General features: G+C 57.9%; 23 protein-coding genes. 13 read left to right on the top strand and 10 right to left on the bottom strand.

The window, feature by feature from the left end; all coding sequences use genetic code 11:
- Nucleotides 1-87 precede the first annotated feature (87 nt).
- Entirely contained in the window at nt 88-4,368 is a 4,281-nt protein-coding gene (locus QMG56_RS17950) for a strawberry notch-like NTP hydrolase domain-containing protein (protein ID WP_086486296.1), read from the bottom strand.
- Between the two features lie 127 nt (nt 4,369-4,495).
- Between QMG56_RS17950 and QMG56_RS17945 the strand changes: the two genes are divergently transcribed.
- Entirely contained in the window at nt 4,496-5,161 is a 666-nt protein-coding gene (locus tag QMG56_RS17945) for a UPF0149 family protein (RefSeq protein ID WP_086486295.1), read from the top strand.
- Between the two features lie 177 nt (nt 5,162-5,338).
- Here the strand turns inward: QMG56_RS17945 and QMG56_RS17940 are convergent, their stop codons facing one another.
- Nucleotides 5,339-7,378: a ParB/RepB/Spo0J family partition protein gene (locus tag QMG56_RS17940; RefSeq protein WP_281823799.1), complete on the bottom strand. Its 2,040-nt coding sequence runs from the start codon at nt 7,376-7,378 to the stop codon at nt 5,339-5,341.
- 148 nt (nt 7,379-7,526) lie between these two features.
- Here QMG56_RS17940 and QMG56_RS17935 point away from each other — a divergent pair, with 148 nt between their 5' ends.
- Entirely contained in the window at nt 7,527-7,802 is a 276-nt protein-coding gene (locus QMG56_RS17935; RefSeq protein WP_086486293.1) for an HU family DNA-binding protein, read from the top strand.
- A 56-nt stretch (nt 7,803-7,858) separates the two neighbouring features.
- Here the strand turns inward: QMG56_RS17935 and QMG56_RS17930 are convergent, their stop codons facing one another.
- Nucleotides 7,859-8,767, bottom strand: coding sequence for a toprim domain-containing protein (locus QMG56_RS17930; RefSeq protein ID WP_176342164.1), 909 nt, complete (start codon nt 8,765-8,767; stop codon nt 7,859-7,861).
- Nucleotides 8,764-9,252, bottom strand: a complete 489-nt coding sequence (locus QMG56_RS17925; protein ID WP_086486292.1) for a sigma factor-like helix-turn-helix DNA-binding protein — start codon at nt 9,250-9,252, stop codon at nt 8,764-8,766. Before QMG56_RS17925 ends, QMG56_RS17930 begins: the two co-directional genes overlap by 4 nt.
- A gap of 357 nt (nt 9,253-9,609) precedes the next feature.
- Here QMG56_RS17925 and QMG56_RS17920 point away from each other — a divergent pair, with 357 nt between their 5' ends.
- From QMG56_RS17920 to QMG56_RS17890, 7 genes are all read left to right on the top strand, one after another.
- Nucleotides 9,610-10,161 carry a helix-turn-helix transcriptional regulator gene (locus QMG56_RS17920; RefSeq protein ID WP_176342163.1) on the top strand — a complete coding sequence of 184 codons (552 nt, stop codon included), beginning with the start codon at nt 9,610-9,612 and terminating at the stop codon, nt 10,159-10,161.
- Nucleotides 10,162-10,220: 59 nt separating this feature from the next.
- A complete protein-coding gene (locus QMG56_RS17915; RefSeq protein WP_086486290.1) occupies nt 10,221-10,565 on the top strand; it encodes a hypothetical protein in 345 nt (114 codons plus the stop codon).
- Nucleotides 10,566-10,618: 53 nt separating this feature from the next.
- Nucleotides 10,619-11,059 (top strand): hypothetical protein, encoded by a 441-nt coding sequence (locus QMG56_RS17910; protein WP_086486289.1) that lies wholly within the window; start codon nt 10,619-10,621, stop codon nt 11,057-11,059.
- Nucleotides 10,963-11,631, top strand: coding sequence for a RadC family protein (locus tag QMG56_RS17905; protein ID WP_086486288.1), 669 nt, complete (start codon nt 10,963-10,965; stop codon nt 11,629-11,631). The genes QMG56_RS17910 and QMG56_RS17905 overlap by 97 nt, the downstream gene beginning before the upstream one ends.
- A gap of 82 nt (nt 11,632-11,713) precedes the next feature.
- Nucleotides 11,714-12,454, top strand: a complete 741-nt coding sequence (locus QMG56_RS17900; RefSeq protein ID WP_217884279.1) for an AbrB/MazE/SpoVT family DNA-binding domain-containing protein — start codon at nt 11,714-11,716, stop codon at nt 12,452-12,454.
- Nucleotides 12,447-12,848, top strand: a complete 402-nt coding sequence (locus QMG56_RS17895) for a type II toxin-antitoxin system VapC family toxin (RefSeq protein ID WP_086486287.1) — start codon at nt 12,447-12,449, stop codon at nt 12,846-12,848. The genes QMG56_RS17900 and QMG56_RS17895 overlap by 8 nt, the downstream gene beginning before the upstream one ends.
- Nucleotides 12,849-12,890: 42 nt before the next feature.
- Nucleotides 12,891-13,838: a nucleotidyltransferase domain-containing protein gene (locus tag QMG56_RS17890; RefSeq protein WP_281823791.1), complete on the top strand. Its 948-nt coding sequence runs from the start codon at nt 12,891-12,893 to the stop codon at nt 13,836-13,838.
- Between the two features lie 91 nt (nt 13,839-13,929).
- Here QMG56_RS17890 and QMG56_RS17885 read toward each other — a convergent pair whose 3' ends face one another.
- Together QMG56_RS17885 and QMG56_RS17880 are read right to left on the bottom strand one after the other, a co-directional pair.
- Nucleotides 13,930-14,643: a hypothetical protein gene (locus QMG56_RS17885; protein WP_086486285.1), complete on the bottom strand. Its 714-nt coding sequence runs from the start codon at nt 14,641-14,643 to the stop codon at nt 13,930-13,932.
- 89 nt (nt 14,644-14,732) lie between these two features.
- On the bottom strand, nt 14,733-14,921 hold the full coding sequence (locus QMG56_RS17880; RefSeq protein ID WP_130754741.1) for a hypothetical protein: 189 nt from the start codon (nt 14,919-14,921) through the stop codon (nt 14,733-14,735).
- Between the two features lie 372 nt (nt 14,922-15,293).
- On the opposite strand from QMG56_RS17880, the gene QMG56_RS17875 reads away from it, so the two are divergent.
- The 4 genes from QMG56_RS17875 to QMG56_RS17860 all read left to right on the top strand — a co-directional run bounded on the left by QMG56_RS17875 (nt 15,294) and on the right by QMG56_RS17860 (nt 21,719).
- The gene (locus QMG56_RS17875) at nt 15,294-15,827 is read left to right on the top strand and encodes an RNA polymerase sigma factor (protein WP_086486284.1); all 534 of its coding nucleotides are present in this window, start codon (nt 15,294-15,296) and stop codon (nt 15,825-15,827) included.
- Nucleotides 15,824-16,933 (top strand): FecR domain-containing protein, encoded by a 1,110-nt coding sequence (locus tag QMG56_RS17870; protein WP_086486283.1) that lies wholly within the window; start codon nt 15,824-15,826, stop codon nt 16,931-16,933. Before QMG56_RS17875 ends, QMG56_RS17870 begins: the two co-directional genes overlap by 4 nt.
- Before the next feature lie 73 nt (nt 16,934-17,006).
- On the top strand, nt 17,007-19,580 hold the full coding sequence (locus tag QMG56_RS17865) for a TonB-dependent receptor (protein WP_086486282.1): 2,574 nt from the start codon (nt 17,007-17,009) through the stop codon (nt 19,578-19,580).
- 48 nt (nt 19,581-19,628) lie between these two features.
- Nucleotides 19,629-21,719: an Atxe2 family lasso peptide isopeptidase gene (locus QMG56_RS17860; protein WP_176342161.1), complete on the top strand. Its 2,091-nt coding sequence runs from the start codon at nt 19,629-19,631 to the stop codon at nt 21,717-21,719.
- 7 nt (nt 21,720-21,726) lie between these two features.
- On the opposite strand, the gene QMG56_RS17855 is transcribed toward QMG56_RS17860, so the two are convergent.
- The 4 genes from QMG56_RS17855 to QMG56_RS17840 form a co-directional block, all read right to left on the bottom strand.
- Nucleotides 21,727-23,484, bottom strand: coding sequence for an asparagine synthetase B family protein (locus QMG56_RS17855; RefSeq protein ID WP_281823784.1), 1,758 nt, complete (start codon nt 23,482-23,484; stop codon nt 21,727-21,729).
- Entirely contained in the window at nt 23,481-24,131 is a 651-nt protein-coding gene (locus tag QMG56_RS17850) for a lasso peptide biosynthesis B2 protein (protein ID WP_176342160.1), read from the bottom strand. The genes QMG56_RS17855 and QMG56_RS17850 overlap by 4 nt, the downstream gene beginning before the upstream one ends.
- Nucleotides 24,132-24,182: 51 nt before the next feature.
- Nucleotides 24,183-24,314 (bottom strand): benenodin family lasso peptide, encoded by a 132-nt coding sequence (locus QMG56_RS17845; RefSeq protein ID WP_120252424.1) that lies wholly within the window; start codon nt 24,312-24,314, stop codon nt 24,183-24,185.
- A 177-nt stretch (nt 24,315-24,491) separates the two neighbouring features.
- Nucleotides 24,492-25,088 carry a GntR family transcriptional regulator gene (locus QMG56_RS17840; RefSeq protein WP_176342159.1) on the bottom strand — a complete coding sequence of 199 codons (597 nt, stop codon included), beginning with the start codon at nt 25,086-25,088 and terminating at the stop codon, nt 24,492-24,494.
- Nucleotides 25,089-25,108 lie beyond the last annotated feature (20 nt).

The raw sequence follows: 25,108 nt of genomic DNA, 5'->3' as shown, positions 1-25,108 counted from the left end.
CGAAGTGTGGGTCCAATGATCCGCCCTTCGCCTGCTCTGAGTTCTAAAACGCGGAGCGATAGCCACCAAGTGCTGACCCGTCTTGTGTCAGCCACGTTCCGCAATGATCCGCGCGAGTATCTCGCCTGCCCGTTCGGGCGGTAAAAACAATCTGGTCTTGAAAGCGACGACCTCCGTGAATGCGCCACAAGCCTTCAACCAGGTCCGATCCTCTGGCCGATAGTCCCGTATTTCGAGGCGCGGGCTGTCGTTGACATGAACCCGGGCAAGCCTTGCCGGACCGAGACCTGGAATAGACACTCCGCCGGCGGAACGCGCACCATCGATGATTTCGACGGGACCAAGAGCTGTCGTGCCATCGAGGCCAAACTCTCGTTCGATCCGTTCGAGAGCGGCTGGATGGATGATGCGCCCCAGGATCGAACTCCCCGCGCCATCATCGATCCGCCACACGCGCACGTCATCTTCGGGCAATTTATGCCATACTGGCAGCAGCAGGCCGGTGGCCATGGTGATGGTTTCGACCATGAGATTCTTCACCGCTTCGGCTACTTCCTGTTCCCAAAAGACCTGGAATGCGTCACGATCGATCTGGTGCCAGTGGCTGCCGCTCAAGGCCGCGACAACCATGCGCGCCTGACCGGTCGGACGAATGAGATAGCAACGTTCGATCCATTCGCCCTCTTCGTCCTGTCCCGGCCAAGTCGGCATACACAGTGCAACCCGACCGGAACGGGCATTATGGAGCCACGCGATATTGTCGGTGCCTTTGCAGACGAGTTGCAGCGCAGCCCAACTGGTAACCGGCGAGCGTCGGTGCAGTTTCAGCCGCAAAAGCCTCGTCTCGGCACCGGTCACAGGATCTGTGCGCAGGAGCCGGTCAGACAAAAGTTGCACTTTCTCGGCGCGGATCGTCTCGATGCCCAGGTCAAGCGTACCGACTGCGCGCGCGGCCTCGACGCGGTCCTCGACCAGCCCCAAAAATTCCTCGAAGATGCTATTCTGGGTCGCGATCCGCAGCGCCAAGATGCGGTTGAGCCAGCGGTGAATGGGCGGCAGGCGTTCCAGCAGTTCCCCGCCCTCGTCGCAAAGTTCAAGGCCCGTCATGTCCTGGAAGTCGGCGAGCGAGACGCTGCGAAGCTTGCCTTCATAGAGAAGATGGAACCATTGGACGAGCGCATCGCGGGCATAGTCCGATTCCAGGTTGTCGGAAGGGTCGAACAGATTCTGCGATCCCGTCTGGCGCTGCCCCCTGGTCAATGCGCCGAGCGCTTCCAGACCGCGGATGATGGTGCTGAGGAAACGCCGCTCCCCGCGACAATCGGTGGTAAGCGGGCGGTAGACGGGTGGCGTCAGCTGGTTGGTCCGATGGCTGCGACCGAAGCCCTGCACCGCCGAAAGGATGCGAAAGCCAAGTTCCAGCAAAAAATGCGTGCGGCGCTTATGTGCGCTCGAACAACCCCGATCGGAATGCATGGATCGCCCCGTGCTACCGGCCAGGGAGAAGGCGGCGATGGACTTGCGGCCATCCTGAAACGCCTGAACCTCGAACAGATTGGCGCGCGCGCCACGCCTCTCGACTTTTTGTCGACCGGTGGTGTCGGTCACGATGCGTCGCGAGCGCCCCGTAATCTCGGCAACGCGGTCGATTCCGAAATGCGCGATAAGTGCATCGAGCGCGGTCGGGATCCCGGGCAGCGCACATAGTTCCTCGATCAGTTCGTCACGTGCGGCTATCGCCTGCCGACAAAGCACCGGATGGCCTTGCGCATCGGTCATCGGTTCGGCGCGCATCGCGCCATCGTCGGCCCGAAAAACCCGCATCTGGCGCACGGGAAAGCCATTCTTCAAATAGTCAATCAACGTCTCCTTTGGCGAAACCTGAATATCCATCATCGCTCGTTCTTGCGCGGAGAGTTCGGAGAGACGCCGATCCATGATAGCCTCGCCCGTGCTCGCGAGTTGTACCAGCACGGCATTATCCAAGGCCAGTTCCTGCTCTATCGCCTTGATGAGCGAGGGCATTTTCATGCTGACCAGGAGACTGGAAAAGAAGCGCAATTTCGCGGATTCAAAGGCGCTGAGGGCTGATCCCCGCGCCCGGGCGTTCTGGGTCTTGCCCGATATCCTGTCGACTATGCCGATCTCGGCCAGCACATCGCGCAATCCGCGATGAATAATGCTCCAGCTATCGGCATAAGCATCGTAGATCGAAATCTGATCTGGCGTCAGCGCATGTTCCAACGGCTCATATTCGACGCCCGCAAAGCTCAACGCCCGGGCCGTGTAGAGGCCCATGGCCTTGAGATCCCGGCACACGACCTCAAGGGCGGCGATACCACCCTCTTCCATGGCCTTCATGAACATGTCGCGCGTCGCAAATGCAGTGCCTGGTCCCCAGAGGCCCAGGCGAACAGCATAGGAGAGATTGTCTGGCCTGGCCGCGCCCGTTGCAGACATGTAGAGAATGCGGGCACGCGGAAGCGCATTTTGGAGCCGGACGCCGGCCAGGCCCTGTTCCGAGCCTTGCGCCTTTCCGAAATCATTCTCGGTCCCGCCCGCGTGCGCCATGGCGTGAGACTCGTCGAAGACGATCACCCCGGCAAAATCCTCTCCGGTCCAGTCCAGTAGCTGTTGCAGGCGCGAGGCTGTATCGTGGCGCGCGGAGCGCAGGGCGGCATAGGTCAGGAAGATGATGCCGCTTTCCATCGTGATGGACGTGCCCAGCGGAAAGTTTGAAATGGGCTGAATATCGATGGCAAGCCCGCCCAGCGCCGTCCAGTCGCGGCGGGCGTCCTCGATAAGATCGGCCATGGAAATCCATATTGCGCGGCGATTGGCGCGGTTCCACTGATCAAGAATGATACCCGCCGCCTCGCGCCCCTTGCCCACACCAGTTCCATCGGCGATGAAAAAGCCGGTCCGATAGAGTTTGCCATCCCTGTCCTCGATCAGGCGATCACCGGCAAGGTTGGCCGAAAAGCAGCCGACAAGATCGCGTGCATGCGCTTCACCGGCATAAATGATGGTTTCAAGCTGCGCCTCTGATAGCGCCCTAACTGCCCGGGTCTGAAGAAGGGGCCGATAGCGCGGCACCGGCAGGAACACCGAGGCCATGGCGATGGATTCGACAAGGTCATCAGGATGGCTGGAAACGCCATCAATAGCGATCCGGGCGGGCCGCCAGGCTGAATAAATGCCCACGGTCTCGCCGGGAGCAAGCGGCTCCTCCCGAACCATGTAGGTGACAGGCCGCGCATCATTTGCCACCGCTGCGACCCGAGACGGCGGCGCGAGCCTATGGACGCCCATAGGGGCAAAGAGAGTTTTGGCCGGGATATTGATGACGGGTCGGGCGGGCAACAGAGCAACGGCTGGTGGCGGAACGAGAGGCGGCGGCTGCCGGAGATCGAGCCGATCTGGGATGGCGAGGACAAGAGCCAGTGCAGCTTCGAGGTCGCCAGCGACGTGGCGTTCCGGCTCGCCGACCCATCCTTTGTCGAAGACCAATAGTCGCACATCGATCCCCGTTCCATGTTTGGCATAGGGGCGACCCAATATGGTGATTTCGACGCGGGGCGGCACAAGCTCTGCGACTATATTGTAGCCAGGTGCTGCCGAGCCTTCGGGAAAAAAGCTCGCCGGCATGATAGCAACGCAGCGCCCGCCAGGTGCGAGGGACGCCAATGCGCCGCGCAGATGGCGCGCACCGGCATGGCGATCGATCCCGCGGCCCGTACTGCGGCTGAAGGGTGGATTGATCAACACCAGCGTGGGAAGCTGCTCGGTGGTCAGCAGATCCTGTATATGTTCGGCATCATGGCCCGTCACGATCTGGCCCAGGCTTCGGGACAGCAGGTCGGCGCGTGCGGAATCCTGCTCATTGAGCAGCAGCCGCGCGCCTGCGCGTGCGCCATGGACTGCCAGCATGCCGGTGCCGGCCGAGGGTTCGAGCAGGATATCGTCCGAGCGGCAGCGCGCTGCCATGGCAGCAAGCCAGGCGAGGCTGATGGGCGTGCTGAACTGCTGGAGGTCGATCTGCTTTTCCGAGCGGTAGGTCTGGGTGGGCAATGCCCGTTCAAACTGCCGCAGTCGCTGGAAGATGTCGGCAGGCGTTCCTGCAAGAAGCGGGCTTTGCGGATCGGCGAGGTACAGCACCTGCGCGGTTTCGAGCGCATCATAGGCATCGCGCATCGACCAGCCGCCAGCAGCGTCGTTCTCGCCGAACGCCTGGGTCATCATGCGCTTGAGCGACTGGCGATTGACCATGCCGCCATTGCGCAGGCGGTGGGCAAGGGAACGGGCGACCGCGAACAGGCGCCTGGGCGCATCCTGGGACTGCGACAAGGCAAGTTGGGGCAAGGTCATGGGCACCTCATGCAAGAAAAGGACAATCTTCCTGTTCCTTCCCGCTCTCCTTCATTTCGTTCCCTGGATTGTCTGGGCGACTGATCAGAGCCGATGACGAGAGATCGGCGCGCGGCTATGGAAGGGCATGGCTATTCCACCCGACTATCTCGACGAACTCGACCGGCTGCTGTTTGACCAGGGCGAGGATTGCATGCTGCTGTCGCAACTGGACGGCTTCCTCACCGGAATCCTCGTCAGCCCCGATCTGCTTGCCCCCAGCCAATGGCTGAAGAAGATCTGGGCGGGTGATGACGGCACGGGCATGCTGCAGTTCAGCGAAATGGGCGGTCTGCAACATTTCACCGATCTCGTCATGCACCACTATCATGTCATCCTGGCCTGCCTGGACCAGCCGGGCAGCTTCGAACCGGTGCTGGAGATCGACACACGGTCGGACGAGACATTATGGGAGTTGTGGATCGAAGGCTTTGGGCAGGCGATGGATCTTGCGCCGTCTGGATGGCAGCGCATCCTCGAAGACGATGATGCCGGTTGCCGCGCCGCGATCGAGGGCATCCGCGAGCTGCGCGCGTTTGCCGATGGCACGAAAACGCTCTCTCTCACTGTGGAAGACCGATGGGATAAGGAAGCACCTGACCTGATACCGATCTGGGTCGAAATGCTGCACCAGTGGCGGATTGAAAATGACCCTGATCGACCGGTTACCATCAAGCGCCAAAAGACCGGGCGTAACGATCCATGCCCCTGTGAGTCAGGCGCCAAGTACAAGAAATGCTGCGGCCTGAATTAAATGATCGCCTACCGCGGCTTGGCCGTCAGTTCGACGATTCTCTGCGCCCCTGCAAACGGCAAGCGGCAACTCGCTGAAGGCAATTAACATCGACATCTGTCAGTCATTCGGACCATTGAATAGTTTTATCCAAGGCCGAAGCCGAGGGCGGGGATGAAGCCATGCCCCCGGCCGTGTTCAGGCGGCTTGCGCGAAGCTTTCTTCGCCTTCGCTGGCGCCTTCCTCGTTCACCCCGTCCGCAACGTTGCTCCCGCTATGGTCAGACGCGGTCGGCGCTGCGCATTTTTCCGGCACGGCGAACCGCATTTCATCAGGTAGCCAGGCCAGCGCCCGTTGCTGGATCTCAGGCTCGATGATGACATCGCCACCAAATAGCCGCTCGGCCGATGCGGCCAGATCGTGCTTCTTCGACCCGGAATAGCGCATGCGAAGTTCCAGTCCGCCGATCTCCTCGAACAAAGCGAGGATGCCGGGCTTGGTCAGCTTGTCAAAATAGGTCAGCGCCGTCGGCCGCCACCAGGCCGCGACATCGATACCCATCTTGCGCCCCAGATGATCGAGGAAGCCTGCCTCGCGGCGTCCTGCAGGAACCGCGTGAAGCGTGCGCGCGATCGCCCATCCCAGCCAGGCCGCGCGCGCTGCATCGGCAAGGGCGCAGAAGGCTTCATAGCGATCTGGAACGGTATGGTGTTGAAGCCAGCTGCGATCGAGCGCCTCGCCGAGTTTCGTCCATTCACCGGCGGCGGCCGTTGTCGGCTTGAAGTCGGCGAGGAGTCGGGACGGCGCGGAGGCCCGTAGATCGCTCGGGATGTCGAAGGATCCCAGGCGGGATTCCCGGTCGACCATGATGAAGGTGCCCAGATTCAACGCGAACGCGGGATCGCTGGCGACGTGGACCGCCAGCAGCTCTGTCTTCATCATCGCCAGCATTTCGCGAAGGCGCTGGCTCATCGCCGGACGAGCGTCGCCGACGATGCTGTTATCCTGCCTTTCGTCGCCGGCGTCGTCATCACCCTCGTCGCAGTCATTGTCGGCCTCGCCGCTCTCCTCATCGGAGACCGGCGCGACATAAAGCTGGTGATGGATTTGCGGCGTGCCATCGGCGGCGAGCACGACATAGGCGAGCGCAGACGCTTTCTGTTCAGCGTCAAGCACCGGCGCGCGGTCAACGATCATCGTCAGTTCTGCCTGAAGCGCGGCATAGCGCTGCTCCTCGTCATCATGGGATTCATGATCCTCATCTTCGGCAAGGCGCTCGATATCCGCGATCTCATCCTCGATCTCCTGCTTGCGCGCTTCCTGCTTGTCCGTAAGCAGCTCGGCAGCGCCCGTCAGTGGCTGCAGCGCATAGGTTTCCATATAGGGAATATGAGCACCGGCGACGACGCGGACCTCTCCCAGACCCTCACGCTCGCGGATCGCCTCGGCCTGAGCTGTGAGTTGCGCCTCGGCCAATTCATCGAGGATATGGGTGTCGATCCAGCGCTCGTCGGCAGCGGTGGAAAACAGATCCGCGTCCTCAACACGGCCGCCAGCTGCGATATAGGCATCCCGCCCGACCAACAGGGCCTTGGGATCGTTCGCCCGGTAGCTGTAGCCATTGAGCGCCCGTCGGATTTCATTGACGTTGTCGCGCGAATAGCTGTTGCGCAACGCTTCCCAGGCCGCCGTCTGGCGACCGGTGTCGGCAGTGGTCGCGTAGGCCTTGGCGATATCGAGGGTGATTTCGTCAGCTTCAAGCGCCTCGAAGATAGGCTGGGCGAGGTTAGCAAGACGCAGGCGCCCGATTACGAAACGTTCCTCGATGCCGAAGCGCTTGGCGATTTCCGCTGTGCTGCGACCCTCGATCTCGATCAGATCGCGAAATGCCAGGCAGTCTTCGGCAGGCGACATCTGAAGCCGGTCATAGTTTTCAGAGAGGCTGATTTCACGGCCGTCTTTCGTGTTGGTAAGAATAAGGACAGGCACCTCATGATCGGACGGCAGCGTCCCCTTCTCGATCAGGCGATGGATTGCATCAAGGCGTCGGCCACCGGCCGTGATCCGATAATGACCCTTTTTGCGGGACACCGGCACCCCGACGAGGTTCTGGATGAGGCCATGTCCCGCGATGCTGGCTTCGAGTTCCGCGTCAGCGCGCGGATCGGTCCGCTTGCGCACATTGACGGGCGACTTGGTGAGATGGGTTGCCGGGACGAGGATGGATGGCTTGGTCATGCAACAAACTCCGCAAAAGCTGCGGCCCGCACATCGAACCGCGCATCCGGTCCCTTCCCCCTCTCCTTCCGTTTGCGCCGTTTTGACGCGTGACGGCACGATGCCGTGGCGCTAGACACGGCAGCTGCATAATTTCAGGAGGAAGTTTATGAACAATTCCGAGCTGGCTGAAGCGCTCACCGCCGATCATGGACTGACCAAGGCGGATGCACGCAAACTCGTCGACGCCCTATTCGGCGCGATCGCCGACGCGGCGGCCAGAGGCGACGAGATTTCCCTGAACGGCTTCGGCAAGTTCAAGGTGAAGGACATAGCGGCGCGCGAAGGCCGTAATCCGGCCACCGGCGAAACCATCGCGATCAAGGCTTCGAAGAAGCTGACGTTCACGCCTGCCAAGGCGATCAAGGATCGTCTGAACGGTTGAACGGCGTCGGCTGCCCTGTTCCTGGCATTGCAGGGCAGCCCTCCGTTTCATAGTGATCAGGCAGCGCGCGGCCGGCCTTCCAGGACGTCCGCCCAATCATTGTTTGGCGGTGGTGGCCATGCGCTGATGATCTCCAGGCCAGGGCGTTTATAAGCAAGGCGCGCATTTTGGTTCGCCTTCCAACCGGCCGCATCCCTGTCGAACAGCAGGACGAGCCGATCGAGCCAGTCGGGTAACAGAATGTGTCCGGCCCGTTCCGCCCCAAGAACCGCCCAAACCGGAATCCCATGCAGTTGCATCGCCGCCAGCGCGGTTTCGATGCCTTCGGCCAGGCCGAGGACCGGGCCGGGAGGTACAAGTTGTACTGCGCCGCGACCAGGACGCCCGAGCATCATGCGGGGATCGGCCAGATCGCTTGCCCGGGTGGCGGCTCTCGGATCGAGGAAGGTGCGGTGAATGGCGACGATCCGACGCCGCTCGCGCACGGCTGCGATCATTGCGGGCCGGAACTCCGCGCTCCGGCCTCTTCCCAGCGGCGTGCGTGAATTATAGCGCAAATCATGCCAGGGCTGCGCGAGCGCACGTTTCGACAGATAGGTTTGCGCGGGCGTGCCGGTGAGCTTTGCCGATGCGTCCCATATGCGCAGGGCGGGACCTGCCCCCGCTTGAGGCAAAGATAGGTTGCTCGACAAAGCCGAAATATGTCGCTCCGAATGGGGCGGGCGTAAATGCCGGATTGCCCGCAGGACGTCTCTCCTGTCGCAGCCCGCAAAACATTTGAAGAGCAATGCGCGCTCGCCAACGCGGATCGACAGGCTGGGGTTATGGTCATCATGGGCCGGACACAGACATAGGCCTCGATCTTTCTGCCATGTTCCGCCCAGCTTACTGCACAGGGAAGCACCCTCAAATTCCAGTTCAAGAGATTTCATCGGCGTCAGCCGCACTGGCGGATTGTCCTTCATGTCTCGTCGAGGGCCTGCGAGAGTATCAAAAGCGCCGATGCCAGTTCGCACTGGACCTCAGCAACTTCGAGCCTCAGCCTGCGGGCTATCGCCGGATAGGCAGAACCCTCGACGCAATGGGCTAGGAAAACGGCGCGAGTTTGCTGCGGCAAATCCGCAATCGCGTTGCGGAGCTTCGTCATTCGCATCGAATCGCAGGACGCCAAGGCTTGCTGCTCCACCCATATCCATCCCCTGACCCACACGCCTTCCGGCGTCTCCTCGATATGGGGCTCGTCCGCATCGATGCGCAGCACCGGTGCGCCTTCCAGTCTGCTCCTAGCGACTGCAACTGCTGGATGCGGCCCCGCGTCCAGTTGCGCTGTGATGGCATCGAGACGCTCCAGCAGATGCGCGCGACGCCGACGGCGTGAAGGCGGCCAGCCTCCGGTCACAAGATATGCTTTAATATCTTGCAGCAGAGCAGGAATTTCAGAATATTGCATGGCAACCGGATCCCTCTGGGCTCTTCCGCTCGCCTTGCCTCCTCTCTCCTTCGCGAGGCTCGATCGCTGCAGAGCAGCGCCCGGCCGAACGTCATGTATCCGGGGACGATGGGATGGGTTCGTAAGCGCCAAGCCTATCGCCAGCTATGATCCTCTGGCGTCGCTGCCGTAGCGTGACCGGTTCGGATTGCTTGCAAAACAATCTGTTAAACCCGATGCAGAACGACTATGTTTTCGAAAGGTTTTTGTTTGAAGCAGAATGGCTGCAACCGGATACTGACGGCAAAATAAAATCGAATATAATGATTTGAGAGGACGCCAATTCCGGTCGCCACGAACTGGCGAAGGGACACGCCCTTGAACGAGGAAGACTATTCAGACCGGCTTGAGCGGCTCAGCGCGCGTAAGGGCGATTGCCTGCGAGAAGCCGCCAAAGGCTTATCGTCCAAGGAGATCGGGCGGGCCTTGAACCTGTCCCCTCATACCGTGAACAACCATATTCTGGAAACCCGGCAGATACTCGGGAACGTCTCGCGATGGAAAGCAGCCCAGCTTTTCGTGGACTGGGAGGTTGGAAAGGGGGGGCAGATTATACCCCCCTATCCGATGACTATTCCCGGCAGAGCCCATTGTGGGTCAAATGCGTCTACCGAAACCAAGGCGGACGCACAGCCAGCGCAAGAGGAACTCGAGGATCTGTTCGCAGAAGGACAACGCCGATATGGCGTTCGCAAACAGCCCTCCTCCTTGCTCGACATCGTGCCGTTCCGCGCAGCCGGGAGGCAACGCAATGACCTGAACGGACCTTCCACCCTGATCGTGTTCGCGATCCTCACGCCCATGATGCTGTTTGCCGTAGGGGCCGGAATATCCCTGCTGTTGGTACTCAACGACCTTGTGGCAAAATAGAGCAGCACATCCTCTAATCCATCACCATGACCTGCCCCGATGGGCGGGAAGGAGAAACCATGCGTGCTCAACGCCAATCCGTCGCCAAACATGTTGCCGAGCGTTTATTCGCTGCCGAAGAGGCCATCGACATCGCAGCCGCCCGTATCGCCGAACTCAATGCAGCATTGCCGCTTGCGCGACTGGATGCCCGCCTCTCGGCCATGATCGGCCAGGACGCCATCCAAAGCTCCGCCTCGGCTATGCTGCTCGTTGCAGAAACGCGCGAGAAGATAGTCACCACCCACGCCAATCTCAAACATGCCAGTGACGCGATGGGATTGCCGGAGACCAGCTATGGCGACCTTCTGAAGGTGGCAAGGGCAGGGTCGTCCGCCCAGGGACAGCATCTCCGAGCGGTATGATGCTACCGCCGGGAGAAATTGACGGAGCGGGACATTTGTCGTTCCTCTACGTCATGACGCGACAAATATTGTTCCTGGCTCTTCTGCTTCTGAGCAGCGCCTATGCCTTCATCAAGGGTGGCCAACCCGAGCGTATCGGTGCGGCCACCCTGCTAGGTGGCGCAAGCCTGACTGTGTTTGTCGCGTCTCCTTTCGGAATCCGGTTTCAGGGCGTCGAAGCCGGCATCCTGATCATCGATTTGCTTATATTGGGCATTTTCCTATGGCTTTCAATTCGGAGCACCCGTTTTTGGCCGATCTGGATCGCCGGGATGCTGGGCGCCGAAGTCATCATTCATGTTGCACTGATGATTGCGCCCAGCGTGGTTCCCCGTGCCTACATGCAGGCGCTGGCGGTATGGAGTTGGTTCGCCCAACTGGGCCTGATCATCGCCACCTGGCGGCACAAGGCACGATTGACACGTTTGGGTGCCGACGCGCCCTGGAAGAACTGATCGGGCTTACCTGTCCTGATCGCGCGCAGGAACTTTCGGAACGCCTCTTTGCTCGCTTTGGCTCTCTTGGTGAGACTGTCTCAGCGCGTTCGGCGGCCAGGATCGAATTGCTGGACGGCTCGATCGAGGTCGAACAAACCTTCCTCAGCTTCAGGCGTGCGATGACACAGATGCTGAAGGGGCCACTCATGCAGCGGCCCATATTTTCCAGCGATGAGTTTGTGCTCGATTATTTGAGGGCGCAAATGGCCTATGACCCGATCGAGCGGTTTCGGGTTCTGTTCCTCAATGCGGGCAACGAGCTGATCGCGGACGAGGTGATGGGCGTCGGGACCGTGTCGGCCGTTCAGGCCTGGCCCCGCGAAATCCTGAAGCGTTGCCTGGACCTGGAGGCAACGGCAATTCTCCTCGTCCACAATCATCCCTCCGGTTGCTCCAAGCCGTCCCGGGCGGATCGGGATTTGACCGAAAGGATCGTCAAGGCTGCGTCCAGCCTCAGCGTCATCGTCCACGATCATCTGGTCGTGGCGCGGAAAGGTACGACGAGCTTTCGAATGGCAGGCTATTTATGACAGGCGTCGGCCTTCTTTCAGACATGCCCGGCAGAGGATGGACGCAAGAGTGGTCTTCCCCTCGCTCCGTCGGAAGTCATGCATGATGCCCGCGTCGAACACATCGGCGCAAATTGGGGATCAAGGCGGCTGGCCTCTATCCTGCCGGGCAATCGCGTGCCGAACGATTCTGAAAATGCAAGCTGCAATCCTCAAGAAGATGGGGCCCAAATTATCGTCCAGCCCCTATCTGGGTTCTTTGCTCCAGGTCTATCTTGCTGAGATCGAGGGTGAAAGAATTTATCAGGCGTGTCTTTCCACGGACCATGCATCGTCAACGGCGCATCGTCGCTCGACGCGGCTGGAGGAGTTAGGCGCGCTGGTGCGCGGGGATGACCCCGTCGATGGTCGATGCACTGATCTGAAACTAGCTGACCCGACGAAACAGGCGGTGGAGGAGGCGATCGATATTCTGATCGGACATTGCCTCAATCTCGGGGCTGAAATCTCTGCTTTTGACCTCGGCGACACCGTTATACCCAAGAGCCGAATAACGTACAGCTGCCGCACCAGTACCAGCGAGGATGCAAGTGGCATGACTGTCCTGCGAGGCAAGGTCATTGCAGGAGGGCGAATAGCCCTTCCCGCTGATATCCGCCGTTCCTTGGGTTTGCAGAATGGCGACACGGTTCTGTTCGAACTCAATGGCGAAGAAGTTCGTATTCGACCTGCGCGCTCCGCCTTGCGACGGGCGCAGGAGCGCCTGCGTGCTTTTGCGCCGAAAGAGGGCCTTGTCTCCGAGGCGTTGATCGCCGAGCGGCGGGCCGAGGCGGCCCGTGACTGACAGCGGAGCAAATGCCGTTTATGCTCTTGATGCATCGGCGCTTTTATGTCTCCTGTTTGGCGAACCGGGTGCCGATCAGGTGGAGAAGCGATTGAGCGGTGCTCTGGTGTCGGCGGTAAACTACCATGAGGTGTTGGCAAAGCTTGCGGACCAAGGTGTCAATGTTGCAGATGCACAGACGATGCTGGCAGAGCTGGACATTGACGTCGTACCCGTCGATCGAATCCAGGCTGATGTCGGTGGGAAATTGCACAGCGAGACGCGCAGTATCGGCTTGTCTCTTGGTGCTCGTTCCTGTCTGGCCCTGGCATCATGCCGGGAGGCAATCGCAGTGACAGCTGATCGGGCATGGGAGATACTCGACCTCGGGGTCGTAGTAGAATGGGTTCGGTGACGCGCTTGGCAGGCCTTGATAACAGGATTAGAGATTGAACTAATGCGGACTGACCTCAATCATCTGCCGATGACCAAGCAGCGCGAACTCGATCGCGTCGTGGAAATTCTTTTCCAGGGATTTCGCGAGGCGACACAGGACGCGACGGGACGACGTAAGTCCGCCAGGATCCTTAAGGTCATTCTTTTCGGATCCTATGCGAGGGGCGATTGGGTCGATGCACCATTCGACGCCAACCAGTTTACCTCCGACTATGACATCCTGGTGATCGTCAATCAGAAGGAGCTGACCGACGGCGTCAGCTACTGGGAAGAGACGGAGCAACGCCTTTTCGACGCCTATCAGGTCGAGAAGATCATCCGCACGCCGGTCAATTTCATTGTCCATACGTTGCAGCAGGTGAATGATGGCCTGTCTCATGGGCGGCTTCTGTTCACCGAGATCGCCAGGGATGGCGTGATCCTTTATCAATCTGATGATCGATCGCTGGCGGAGGCCAAGCCAAAGACGCCTGAACAAGCCTACCTTATGGCGAAAGAATATTTCGAAGATTTGTTTCCGGGTGCGATGAGGCGCTTTGCACTCGCTGAGGTCAGCCAGGGTAGAAGTTGGTTCAGCGACGCAGCATTCGATTTTCATCAAGCAACTGAAAAACTTTATAGATGCGTTCTGACGACCCTCACATTCTATGCTCCGCGTAGCACAAATATTATCTTTCTCAGAGGGATGGCGGAAGGATTGGACAGGCGGCTCTTTGATGCCTGGCCTCGTGCAACCCACGCCGAACGCGCTATGTATCAGAAATTGAAGGACGCCTATCGCAAGGGCCAACATTCGAAGCATTTTGAGATTTCATCCGAAGAGCTCATCTGGCTTCAAGGCAGGATTCAGATACTTGGAGAACTTGTGCATGAGGTGTGCTCTGGACGCATCGCAAAGTTGAAAATCGATGCGGAAACCGCGGCGAAATCGGCATTCGAAGGGGAATAGCCGGAAGAGACACACCATCGTTTCAAGCGGCGCAAAGCGATCATGAGACTTCATCAAGCTGCAAGGCGTTGGTCTCTTATCTCAACGCCCATTATTTCTCCCGGCGGGAGGTCAGCGCAGCGATTGCGCGCCCAATCGCCGATCGCTGCCTCTCGATCTTCACAATGGCGGGTCTCAATATCTTCTCACGATAACGAGCGTCGATACGGTCATCATCCACGAACGCCACCATGACGTCGAGGGGATCCCGGGCTGCCAAACGATGCGCCTGTCGTCCTGACGGATCTTGAGAGAGGAAACGGAACAGCCCTTGCAGAGTACGGGTCGCCTCCCGATGATCGCCGTCGCGCAGGGCGTGGCTGATATATTCCCGTAGCACAATCGGAGCTGCTGCAGCCTGCCGTCTGGCGGTATCATCGGGTCGTTTCAGAATATTTAGATTGGCAATCCGGCTTTGCAGACAGTGGAGTGGATTCATCACAGGGATTGCAACCTGCCCTGCCAGGCCAGCGCGTTCGTAGGGCACGATAATTTCGGCAACGCCAGCCGTCAGTTCCTTGGGCCGAACGCCAAGGACATGCCCCAAAAAATCAATACGGATGGATATTCCGTCCACCACCGCTTCGACAATCGCGGTCTCGGGTGTCTGATTGTCGACCTCCGGGATAAGCACCTTGCCTCCGAGCGCTTGCGCCAACTTTTGCGCGGCTTCACGCCGTCCGAAATAGTCGATGTCCTTGGAGGTATATGGGCGGTAAAGATGAAGCTCTTCGGCTGCGGAATAAAATTCCGCCCAGAGGTTCAATGCCTGTCCGCCTATGACGAATGCGCCATCCTCCAGAACGAGGTGGGAAGCAATATCGAGAACGGCAGCTGGATCTAAGTGATTGTCGCTCAGGCAGCGCCCCGCCGCGAACGGCGCACAGAGGCGCGGGAAAAATCGACACCGGAGAAAAAGCCGTTGCGCTGCCCCAAAGCCTCGGGCGAGATGACACCAGATTTCAAGTCGTGATCATCCTGCTCGCGGGCGCGCTGCTTTTCGCGCCGACGATCAAACGAATCGAATTGATCAACTTTCTGCATGGCTAACTCCTCGCATATATCTATATGCGATGCGCTTTCCGGTCAATTAACGCTTCGATGGAGGCGATCTGCTGGAAACCTGTCCCAAAATGTGGGCAGCAATATTTGCCGACCGGACGTTCTCCAAGGCTTGATCGAACGCCGATACCAAGGCATGATCGCTAAACGAGTGGACTATGGCAGCCACTCGCAGGATTGTCCTGTAGGTATCTCGAAGCTCGACATACGGGTCGAGCGCCGGCGTTGCTCTGTTCCGACAGCGATACGGCTCACCTCACTTAAGATAACTCCTGGCTTGGGCCGGGGGATCTCTGCCGTGCTGTGAGGAATCGTGATTTCATGTCGTCAAATAATTGCAATTCCCCAAACGGGTTGAGCGAGGATGCCGCTCAGCAAAGTACCGGACCGGATATCAGCGACATTCGGCATATCTACGAAACTGAAGCCCCGAGGCTGCGACGCTATTTTCAGGCGCGCCTGCGTTCGCGGGATGATGCAGGTGATCTCGTTCAGGAATCCTTTGTCCGTCTCGTCGGGTGTATGGCGAGAGCCGAGCTTCCCCGACCGGCCGCATATCTTCAGCGCATCGCGCAAAATCTCCTACTGGATCGCTACAAACGACTTGAGACGCGCCTCTCGGCCTTTCACGTGCCGATCGGCGAGGACTTTGAAATCGCAATACCGCCGGACCAGGCCGCCCGCATGGAGGCCGAAGACGTGATGCGGATCTACCGGCGCGCGCTTGATGAGCTTCCTCAAAGAACCCGGGAAATCTTCCTGGCGCATCGTGTTGACGAACTAACCTACCGGCAAATCGCGCAAAACATGGGAATTTCCATTCCAACTGTGCAATATCATGTGGCCCGCGCCCTCGCCCATATCGACGCGGCTCTGGAACAGGAATGATGGAAGACACCGATCCGCCGCGTCGCCATGGACAACTGAGGGAGGAGGCCGCCGATTGGTTCGCAATCATGCGCGATCCGGAAGAAGCTCAGATCAAACGGAAGGATTTTGAGGCGTGGCTAGCGCGTGGTGCGCTTCACCGTGCCGCCTATAACCGCATCGCCGAAGCTTACAGTATCGGCAAGCGATTGAAAGAGTTGCCCGAAGATGCGGCGGTGACGATAAACGAGACGCTTGACGTCGACACCCGGCAAAACAGGTCTGGCACGAAAGCAGCAAAATATGCCCTGCTGCTGATCGGCTTGCTTGGAGCGACGGCCCTTGTCGCGCATTGGGCGCGGAGTGCCCCGATTCACGACGAGCCAACGACCCATTTCGCCACGAAAGACGCGTCACGGTCCTCCAATCAGGCCATGGCAACGCTTGTTACCGCCACCGGCGATATTCAATCCTTTCATCTCAAGGATGGCTCCGTCATCACGCTCGATACAAATAGCCTGGTGCTCGTGAATTTTGACGATATCCAAAGAAACCTCCGACTGCTGCGTGGCCGCGCGCGCTTTACCGTCGCCCATGACGGCAGGCCTTTCACGGTTCATGCCGGCCGTGGGAAGGTTGTAGCTCGAGGTACAATTTTCGACGTCGACCTTCTGCCGGGCAATCACGTTGTTGTTTGGCTGGTGAGAGGCGCGGTTGACGTCGAGATCGAATCCGCCGCGAGAGCGGCGCATCTCCAGCGGCCAGTCCAACTCATACCCGGTGAGCAGGTTGAACTTGAGAATGATACCATCGCCGTGCCCACAAAGATCAGAGAGGTGGACGTTAACGACAGCGACTGGCCCAATGGCTTGAGGAATTTCACTAATGTTCGCCTCGGGGATTTGTTCGCGGAAGCAAACCGCTATGCTTCTATTCCGCTGGTCAGCGAGTCACCCGATATAGAGGACATTCGCGTATCGGGAAGTTTTCGTATCTCTGATAGCGCACGGCTGGCGCGCAATCTCGGTGACATGCTGGGCTTGATGGTCATGAGCAGCCCCAGTTCCATTCATCTTGCGCGCCACTGCCCCACGCCTTCGAAAGGAAATTGTCGAATACCATCATAATTGGCGCAACCCGCTCGTCGCTACTCCCAATGGAACCGGCTTTGAACCACGCCGGAAAATATAGGGGACAACGATGAGCAAGGTTAGATGGCGCTCGGTCAGTTCGGTTTTCGCTCTGGCTCTGATGAGCACGGCCACGCCCTCGCTGGCCGAACCGGAGCAGAAGCTGAACTGGAACCTCGAACAGCAAAATCTCGACGCGGCATTGCGCGCCATCGGCCGCACAACCAGCCACGACATCATCTTTCCTGCTGAGGCGGTCAAGGGGCACCGGGCTCCCGCACTCAACGGAATTTATACCGCGCTCGAAGCGGTGGAAATCGTTCTGAAGGGAACATCTTGGACGGCTGTCGAGCGTGATGGAGCCATTCTGATCCGGGAGCGATCTTCAAAAGTCGCTAGGGAGGTAAACCATGATGCCGCCAATACCGAGATCGTGGTTACAGGATCGCTGATTGCGGGAGTCGCCTCTCCATCGCCAATGCAGGTTATCAATCGCGAAAGAATGCTCGACAACGGATATAATAGCCTGGGTGAGGCGATCCGAGCCTTGCCGGTCGCTTCAGGCGCGGGGCAAAATCCAGGAATTGGACAGAATGTACCAGAAAGCGTTGGCAGCAATCTGGGAGGAGGCACTTCGATCAACCTGCGCGGCCTGGGTTCCGATGCAACCATCACGCTTCTCAACGGCCACCGACTGGCATTCAACACAGCGGTTCAGTCAATCGACATTTCGGCCATTCCTCTTGCTGCTGTGGAAAGGATGGAAATTGTAACTGATGGCGCATCCGCCATTTATGGGTCCGATGCCATCGCTGGTGTCGCCAATATCATTCTGCGCAAGGACTATCGCGGACTGACAACCCGCGCCTATTGGGGAGCTTCCACCGATGGCGGGAACGTACAGCAAAATTATAGTGTTACCGGCGGCACAACCTGGAAGACCGGCGGATTCATTTTGGCCTATGACTTCGGGCACTCGACGCCGATTCTATCAAGTCAACGTGGATATGCAGCGGCTCGCTCGCCGGGCCTGACCCTGTATCCAGGCTTCGATCGCCATAATATGTTGTTTAGCGGCCACCAAGACCTCGTGCCAGGTGTGACGTTCAGCATCGATGGATTGTATGGCGAACGCACGACGGATCGGGCATTTGCATCGTCGGTAGCTGGTGATTATCGAATACAGGGTTTACGCCGAGTAACGGAAACCAGAACACTTAGCGTGGCACCCAACATCAGCCTGGACGTCAGCAATTCTTGGAAAGTAAATTTTTCGGGCGTGTATGCCACAGATCGAACTCTCGCAAAGTCCGATGACTACTGGAACAGTGTTCTCACAAGAACCGAACTCTGTTATTGCAACACGGCATTTAGTGTCGAGGGCATCGCCCAAGGGACGTTGTTCGATCTCGGCGCAGGTGCGATCAAAGCTGCACTGGGCGGTGGATATCGCAAGAATTTCCTCCACTCCTATAATCGGCTGGTCGAAAACGGCCAGAGCATCAGAGCAAGTCAGGATAACCGTTACGGGTTCCTTGAAATCAACGCTCCGATTGTCAGATCAGATGATAGCGGTGCGTTCCTCCAATCGCTCATTCTCAATGGCGCGGTTCGTTACGAGGACTATCCTGGAATAGGGGATGTGGCGACGCCGAAGCTCGGCGCGGTGCTATCGACGGGCTATGGGATGATGTTCAAGGTGTCGTGGGGCAAGTCGTTCAAGGCACCGACGCTCTACCAATTGCATAGTGTCCGCGGCGCAAGCGTCTACAATATTGGGGTGTTTGGCGGAACTGGCTTTCCGGCAGGAACAGTTGGACTGTACAGCGGCGGCGGAAACCCTGATTTGAAACCGGAGCGGTCCACGAACTGGACCGCATCAGCGATACTTCAACCCGCAATCTCACCCCATTCAAAGATCGAGATAACCTATTATTCGATCCGCTATCGGAACCGGATCGTGACCCCGGTCACTTACATCACCCAGGCGCTCAGCAATCCGATTTATGCTGATCTGGTTAGCCTGAACCCGACCGGTGATGAGATCAACGCGGCGCTCGACGGAGCCTTGTTCTTCAACAATTCCAGCAGTTCTTGGAACCCTGCGAAAGTGGGAGCAATCATTTACAGTCAATATGCCAATGCGGCACGTCAGAAAATCGACGGTGTCGATATCAGTCTAAGCCATCATGCCGACATCGGTCAGATGGGAGATATCTCCTTCTGGGCAAATGCGAGCTATATCGAAAGTCAACAGCGGCTGAGTGCTTTGCAGCCGGAAAGCGAACTGGCCGGCACCTTGTTTTTCCCACCGCATCTGCGGGGCAGCGCGGGGTTCACATGGGACCAGGGACCTTTCAGGCTAACCCCGGTTTTGAACTATATCGGTGGCGTGGAAGATCGACGCGCGACGGCGACATATGACGTCGCTTCTATGACCACAGTCGATCTGACTGCCAGGCTGAAAATAGACATTTCAACGCCGATTTTTCGCGGCATGGACATCTCACTTTCCGCACAAAATATCTTCAACAACAAGCCATCTGTGATTGCGACAACCCAGGTCAGTCAGGCGCCGTACGATTCCGCGAATTACTCACCATGGGGTCGATATATCAGCTTTTCGATCTCGAAATCCTGGTGAAGGGCCGTGAAGTGTTTTGGCCTGTTGGCGACATGCGCCGGCATAATCGTGGCGGCTTCTCATGCAGAGGTAGCCGCCACTGAAACCCCGCTGGTTTGCCGTAATCTTTTTGACGATGATGCAAATGGGCATGCGGACAATCGCGGTGTCACAACAACCGATCTGATCGGTCTGCGCGATATCGGGCCGAACTTCGGCACCGATCTGCCCAAAAGCCCGTTGGCGCTATCACCCGATGGCAAGCATCTCGCCTTTGTCCTCAGCCGGGCAGATCCGGCGTTGAATGACTATTGTCAGGCATTGGTCACCATCGACTCCCAAAGCCAGAGACCATTGAAAATTCTGAACATGAGCCGCGGCCTTATCAATGATGTGCAAAACATTCGCGGTTTCCGCACAACCAACGGTACGCCCCTTATCAATAATCCGCATTGGTCGCCAGACGGCCAGTATCTGGCATATCTGGTTCAGGTCTCCGGCATCCCGCAGGCCCGTGTCGTATCGGTCGATCGCGCAAGCGTGGTCTTTACCACGACCTCTGAAACAGCCGTTCGCGAGATACGATGGTCGTCCGATGGAAGGCTGTTGTTTGGCAACGAGCCAGAAGCCGCGAGATTGGAGGCTGATATCGATCAGCGAGGCCGCGCCGGCTTTCTCTATGACGACAGCTTTGTACCTAATAGGGAAGCCCGTCCTTCCCTCCCTGCCCCCATACCGATCCGATTTCAATCTTTGACAGCCAGCGGCACGGACCTGCGTCTCGCGACGATTGAAGAAATGTCCGAGCGCGTCGAACGTCAGGATGATCGCACGTCACAGGCGCTTGTTCGCTCAGTTCCGGCGAGCAAAGGCCTCGCGGCTCAGTTGGTGCGGCGGGATCGGACCAGCCTTTCATCCCCCATAGACCTATGGATTCAACATGCTGATGGCCGCCGCCAGCGCTGCAATGATCCCGCTTGTACGAGCGGAATTCAGAATATGTGGTGGATTGGGGGAGCAAAAAGGCTGTTGTTTCTCCGGCGGGCGGGCTGGGGCAATAGCGAGTTGCAATTCTACAGCTGGGACATGAAATCTGCCCCGAAGGCAACGCTGAAGACCGAAGACCTTATCACCGGTTGCGAGTTGGCTTCCGACACGCTTATCTGCCTTCACGAAGCGTCCAATCAGCCGCGGCGTATCATTCGTATCAACTCAGGTAGCGGCGCAAGAACAATCTTGTTCGACCCCAATCCGTCGTTTCGCAGATTGCAGATGGGAGGAGTAAAGCGCCTGCGCTGGAAAAACTCTATCGGCATCGAATGCTTCGGAGATTTGGTCTTGCCGCAGAAGCATTCTAACCAATCGAAAATCCCGCTGATTGTGGTCCAGTATCTCACGAGGGGCTTTTTGCGTGGCGGTGTCGGAGACGAATATCCGATTTTTCCACTCGCTGAACAGGGCTTTGCAGTCCTAAGCCTACAGAGACCTGCCGACTACTATATGACGATCAAGGATGGCTCGATTCGAACAGCGCTGGATGCAAGAACCATCAATCAACGCGACTGGAATGACCGACGCAGTGTGCATTCCGCCTTGATGAACGGCATCGCCTTGGTTGAATCTCACGTCGGCATTGATACCGATCGTATAGGTATCACAGGTTTGAGCGACGGAGTTTCTACCGTGCAATTTGCATTGGTCAACGCTCTTGGCCGGTTCGCGGCCGCATCCATTTCGACCGGCTTTCAGGAACCGAAGTCAACGCAAATCTATGGCGGCTCGGCATGGGCAAAGCAACTGATCGCTATAGGGTACCCACCCCTAAACCATGATCAAACGCATTTCTGGTCAACGACGTCTATCGAACGCAACGTCGATAAATTCAGTTTGCCAATCCTGATGCAGATTTCGGACAACGAATATTTGATGGCGATGGAGAGCTACGGGATCCTCAAGGCAAAAAATCGCCCAACGGATTTATATATTTTCCCGAATGAAAACCATATCAAGAACGGCCCTGCCCACCGTTTTGCTATCTATGAAAGGAACATAGACTGGTTCAAATTCTGGCTGAAACATGAGGAGGATCCGTCAGCCAAAAAGAAATCAACCTATGATCGGTGGCGGGCGATGGCGGCTCAAAAAAATTTGGCACCATAGGATATCGTCATGACGACTTCATCGCGGCTACCCATGCTTCTGCATCAACGAGTTCGAGGATTCGGAAATGCATATGGTTGTGCCTGTCTCCTTCCAGCTTAATTGCGGCGTCCACTGCTGAGCGATCGATGATATTGGCCGCTGCAAGATGTCCGCCCAGCAGCATATCTTTAATTTTGCTCCGATTACGTTCGACCAGTCGTTGCAGGAAGCCATCAGGGCCGCCCTTCGTTCTGCGGTGAAGGATCGAGTCAGGGAGACGGGAGTCGAACGCCGCTCTTGCGATCGATCTATTTTCTCCTCCCATGCAAAAGTACCAGGAGGGAATGCGCAGGCACGTCTCTACGATCGGTTGAGACATGAGGGGGTTTATCATCGGCAGGACCGTTTCTCTTCTGAATCCCTCGAGATGGTTTTGGATCTGGATGAGATAAGCAATGTGCGCTGCCTTGCCCGGCAGCTCACCGATTGGCACCTCAAGCCATGAATGCGAAAATTCCGCGCCTAAGCGGCTCACAAAATCCCGACTCAGCAAATCAGCCTTCGGTTTCCAGCGATATTGTGGCTTGCGCAGCCACGCGCGGCGTGCAGCTAAGGCCGCGCAGCGTATGATACTGGTCTCTGCCATCTCAGCGACTTCTGCAGCCGTCACCATTGCCCCACGGCCAACGCCTTCAAAGAGGAGCCGATCTGCGATCGGAAGGACTGATTGCTGGAAGCAGAACACGTTGTCGCCACCCGACCCGGTGAAAAACGCATCGGCACTTACCGCGCTGGCGACAGCCAGGTAGGCTTGGTCTCCTGACTGAGCGAAGGATCGGGCCAACGGCCGTGGCAAATGAGCGGCATGGCTCATTTCAAGATCTGTATCGTCGGCGCTGAAAAACACCTCCTCCATTGGGATGTGCAGGAAATTTGCGATTGCGCGCGCATAATAGCGCTCATCACCAGCAGTTTCATCGGTCACAAGGGTCAGGCCTGTGACCTTCGCCCCCGCCTGAACGGCTGCTGCCGCTACTATCGATGAATCGAGTCCACCTGATAGTCCCACGACAAGCGTTGGAAATCGTGAGACCCATGCCCCTATTGTGGAGGTCAGTGTCGCTCGCAGATCCGATATTGCCGCAGCCGGTTCGCCATAATATTCCTGTCGCCTGGCATAATCCCAGGGGTTCCACCGTTGTGCCAGCTCGCTCTTACCAAGCTGAATGTCCAATTGAAAACCCGCCGGAATTTCATTCAGTTCAGCCAGGCATGTCCGACTTGTTCTCAAATTTGGGAAATACAGATGACGACCCAGTTGCTCATCGTCGATGGCGGAGCCCAAAAGGCCGACCTGACGAAACAACGCCATATCTGAACCAATTGCCGTCACGCCCTGCGATTTCATATAGTAACATGGCATGCCCCCCGACGGGTCACGCACCACCGTGATGTCGTCGTGATCCTCATCGTGTAGGATCGCAACATATGAGCCCCAATATTTCTCGAGATGGATCGCCCCTTCTATGGTGAATACGTCCTGAGCATCTGCAGGATTGAGGGGATCGACTGACATCTTCGCGCCATCGCGGCGATAGATCCACCCTAGCAGGAAAGCCGTTCTTCCCGGCTGGCTAAAAACTCCCACCGGTTGATCGGCAAGCAGCAGGAAATTTGGCCGATTTATAGCCACCTCCATTCCGGCCAACGCTGCTACTTCGACAGCGCGCATGTGGACGAGATTACCGGACCCGGACAATGCGAGATAGCGAACGCGCTTCACAGGATGAGCACCGGCACATATTCACGTGCCTTGTCGCGGTGGTCGCTGACGCTTCTTTCGCCTTTCTGAATCCAGCAATGTGCACCGAACGGCCCCGTACGGACGCCGATCACGAGATTGAACACCACGCTATATCTCGTCAGGGACCTGGCGAGCGCGAATGATCGCACCAAGCAACGGTTTTCAGCGGAAAGAAGCAGATCAATGAGCCGATAGGATCCGACCAGACGGCCAATATCATCGTGACGTTCATGACCATGCGTTCGCTGTATCCGGCGTTCCAGCTTTGCTACAGCCGCCGCCAGCCCGACCCAGCGTATTATGGCGAGAGCCCATAGCTGGTCGATCACGGCAACCATGACATGTCCCAAGGACGGACGCCTCGCCTGGTCAAAATAAGACCCAGTGATTGCGGGCATATTCCCGGTTGGTGCAACGATGGAAGGGTATTCTGTTGCGGAAATGAGGCCGGATCCGAGCAATATCTCGGCGTCGCCGGGTATGGCCATCTGACCCCGTTCCAGCCGCCTAAGTGCGGCTGCCCCGCTGGGTGACAATTTGAAATATCGGTTATGATAGAGATCCAGAAATACCGGGGCAGGTCCGACCCAGACATAGGAGACACCCGATCGCAGCTTATAGGCCATGAGCAATTCTCTAGCTGTATGGCGCGCAAGCATGGCCTGCGCGCCACCGTTTCAGTCGTCGGAAAGCCCGGACTGCAGCCGCTGCTGAGCCTGGTCGATGTCGACGCCGTTGTTGCCCTTCGTCTGCTCGGTCACCGCTCCCAGGTCGACCAGGTCGGCTTCCAGATGGTTGTCGCGTTCCATACTTACCTCCTTCTTTGGACTGCTGCACTCGTTGCAGCCCAATCATGGTAAGTCAGACCCCAATTGATCAGCCATCTTATAAGGTCTCGCTTGTGCAACCAGTCGGTACTATTATGCTATTCAACCAAAATGTAGCCTATATGATCTGAGACAACGTATTCATATTGCACCACATGATCATGAAGTGATGCTTTCACAAATTCTTCCGACACGACGAATTCGGCGCCTGTGATAAGCCCAAAGGACCTCAAAACGGTCTGAACCTTGACCGGAAGTGGTCGCGATCTCGACCGCCCGCAATTCCGAGGTCAAGTTGCGCAACACGCGAAACTCCGCCAGGCGAGCCATATGGAGTCGTTCGGTCGCAGACTTCAGGGCCGTTGCATGTTCACCGTCGTGACAAGCCCGTGCGACTGACAGAAACAAATCAGTCGCCGCCTTCGCCAATGACTGGCCATCTATATCGGGTTGAAGATAGGGCCTTGAGGCACCGCCTACAGACAGGCGCGTTCCCTTGAGCACGAGGCGCAGGAGATGACCGTGCCAGCGGTAAAGGTCTCGCAGGCCGTCTGGCGTCAGATGAAGCAGGCGATAGCCACCACCGTAGGCGATTTCGAGCATATGCTCGCCGACCAGGCGCTGGGCTCCGTCCCTGAATGGCGACACGGATACGCCGTATTCCGCTGCCAACGCCCTTTCTATGAGCATGCTTCCTGGCGGGAAGCGCCCCGCCATGATATCGGACTTGAGAAGGAGATAGGCTCTTTCAGCCACCACGGGTTCCGGAGACATAC

The organism is Sphingobium sp. BS19 (assembly GCF_027925545.1).
Lineage (GTDB): Bacteria > Pseudomonadota > Alphaproteobacteria > Sphingomonadales > Sphingomonadaceae > Sphingobium.
The sequence above is the reverse complement of the archived record's forward strand: the minus strand, read 5'-3'. Positions and strand labels throughout refer to the sequence as shown.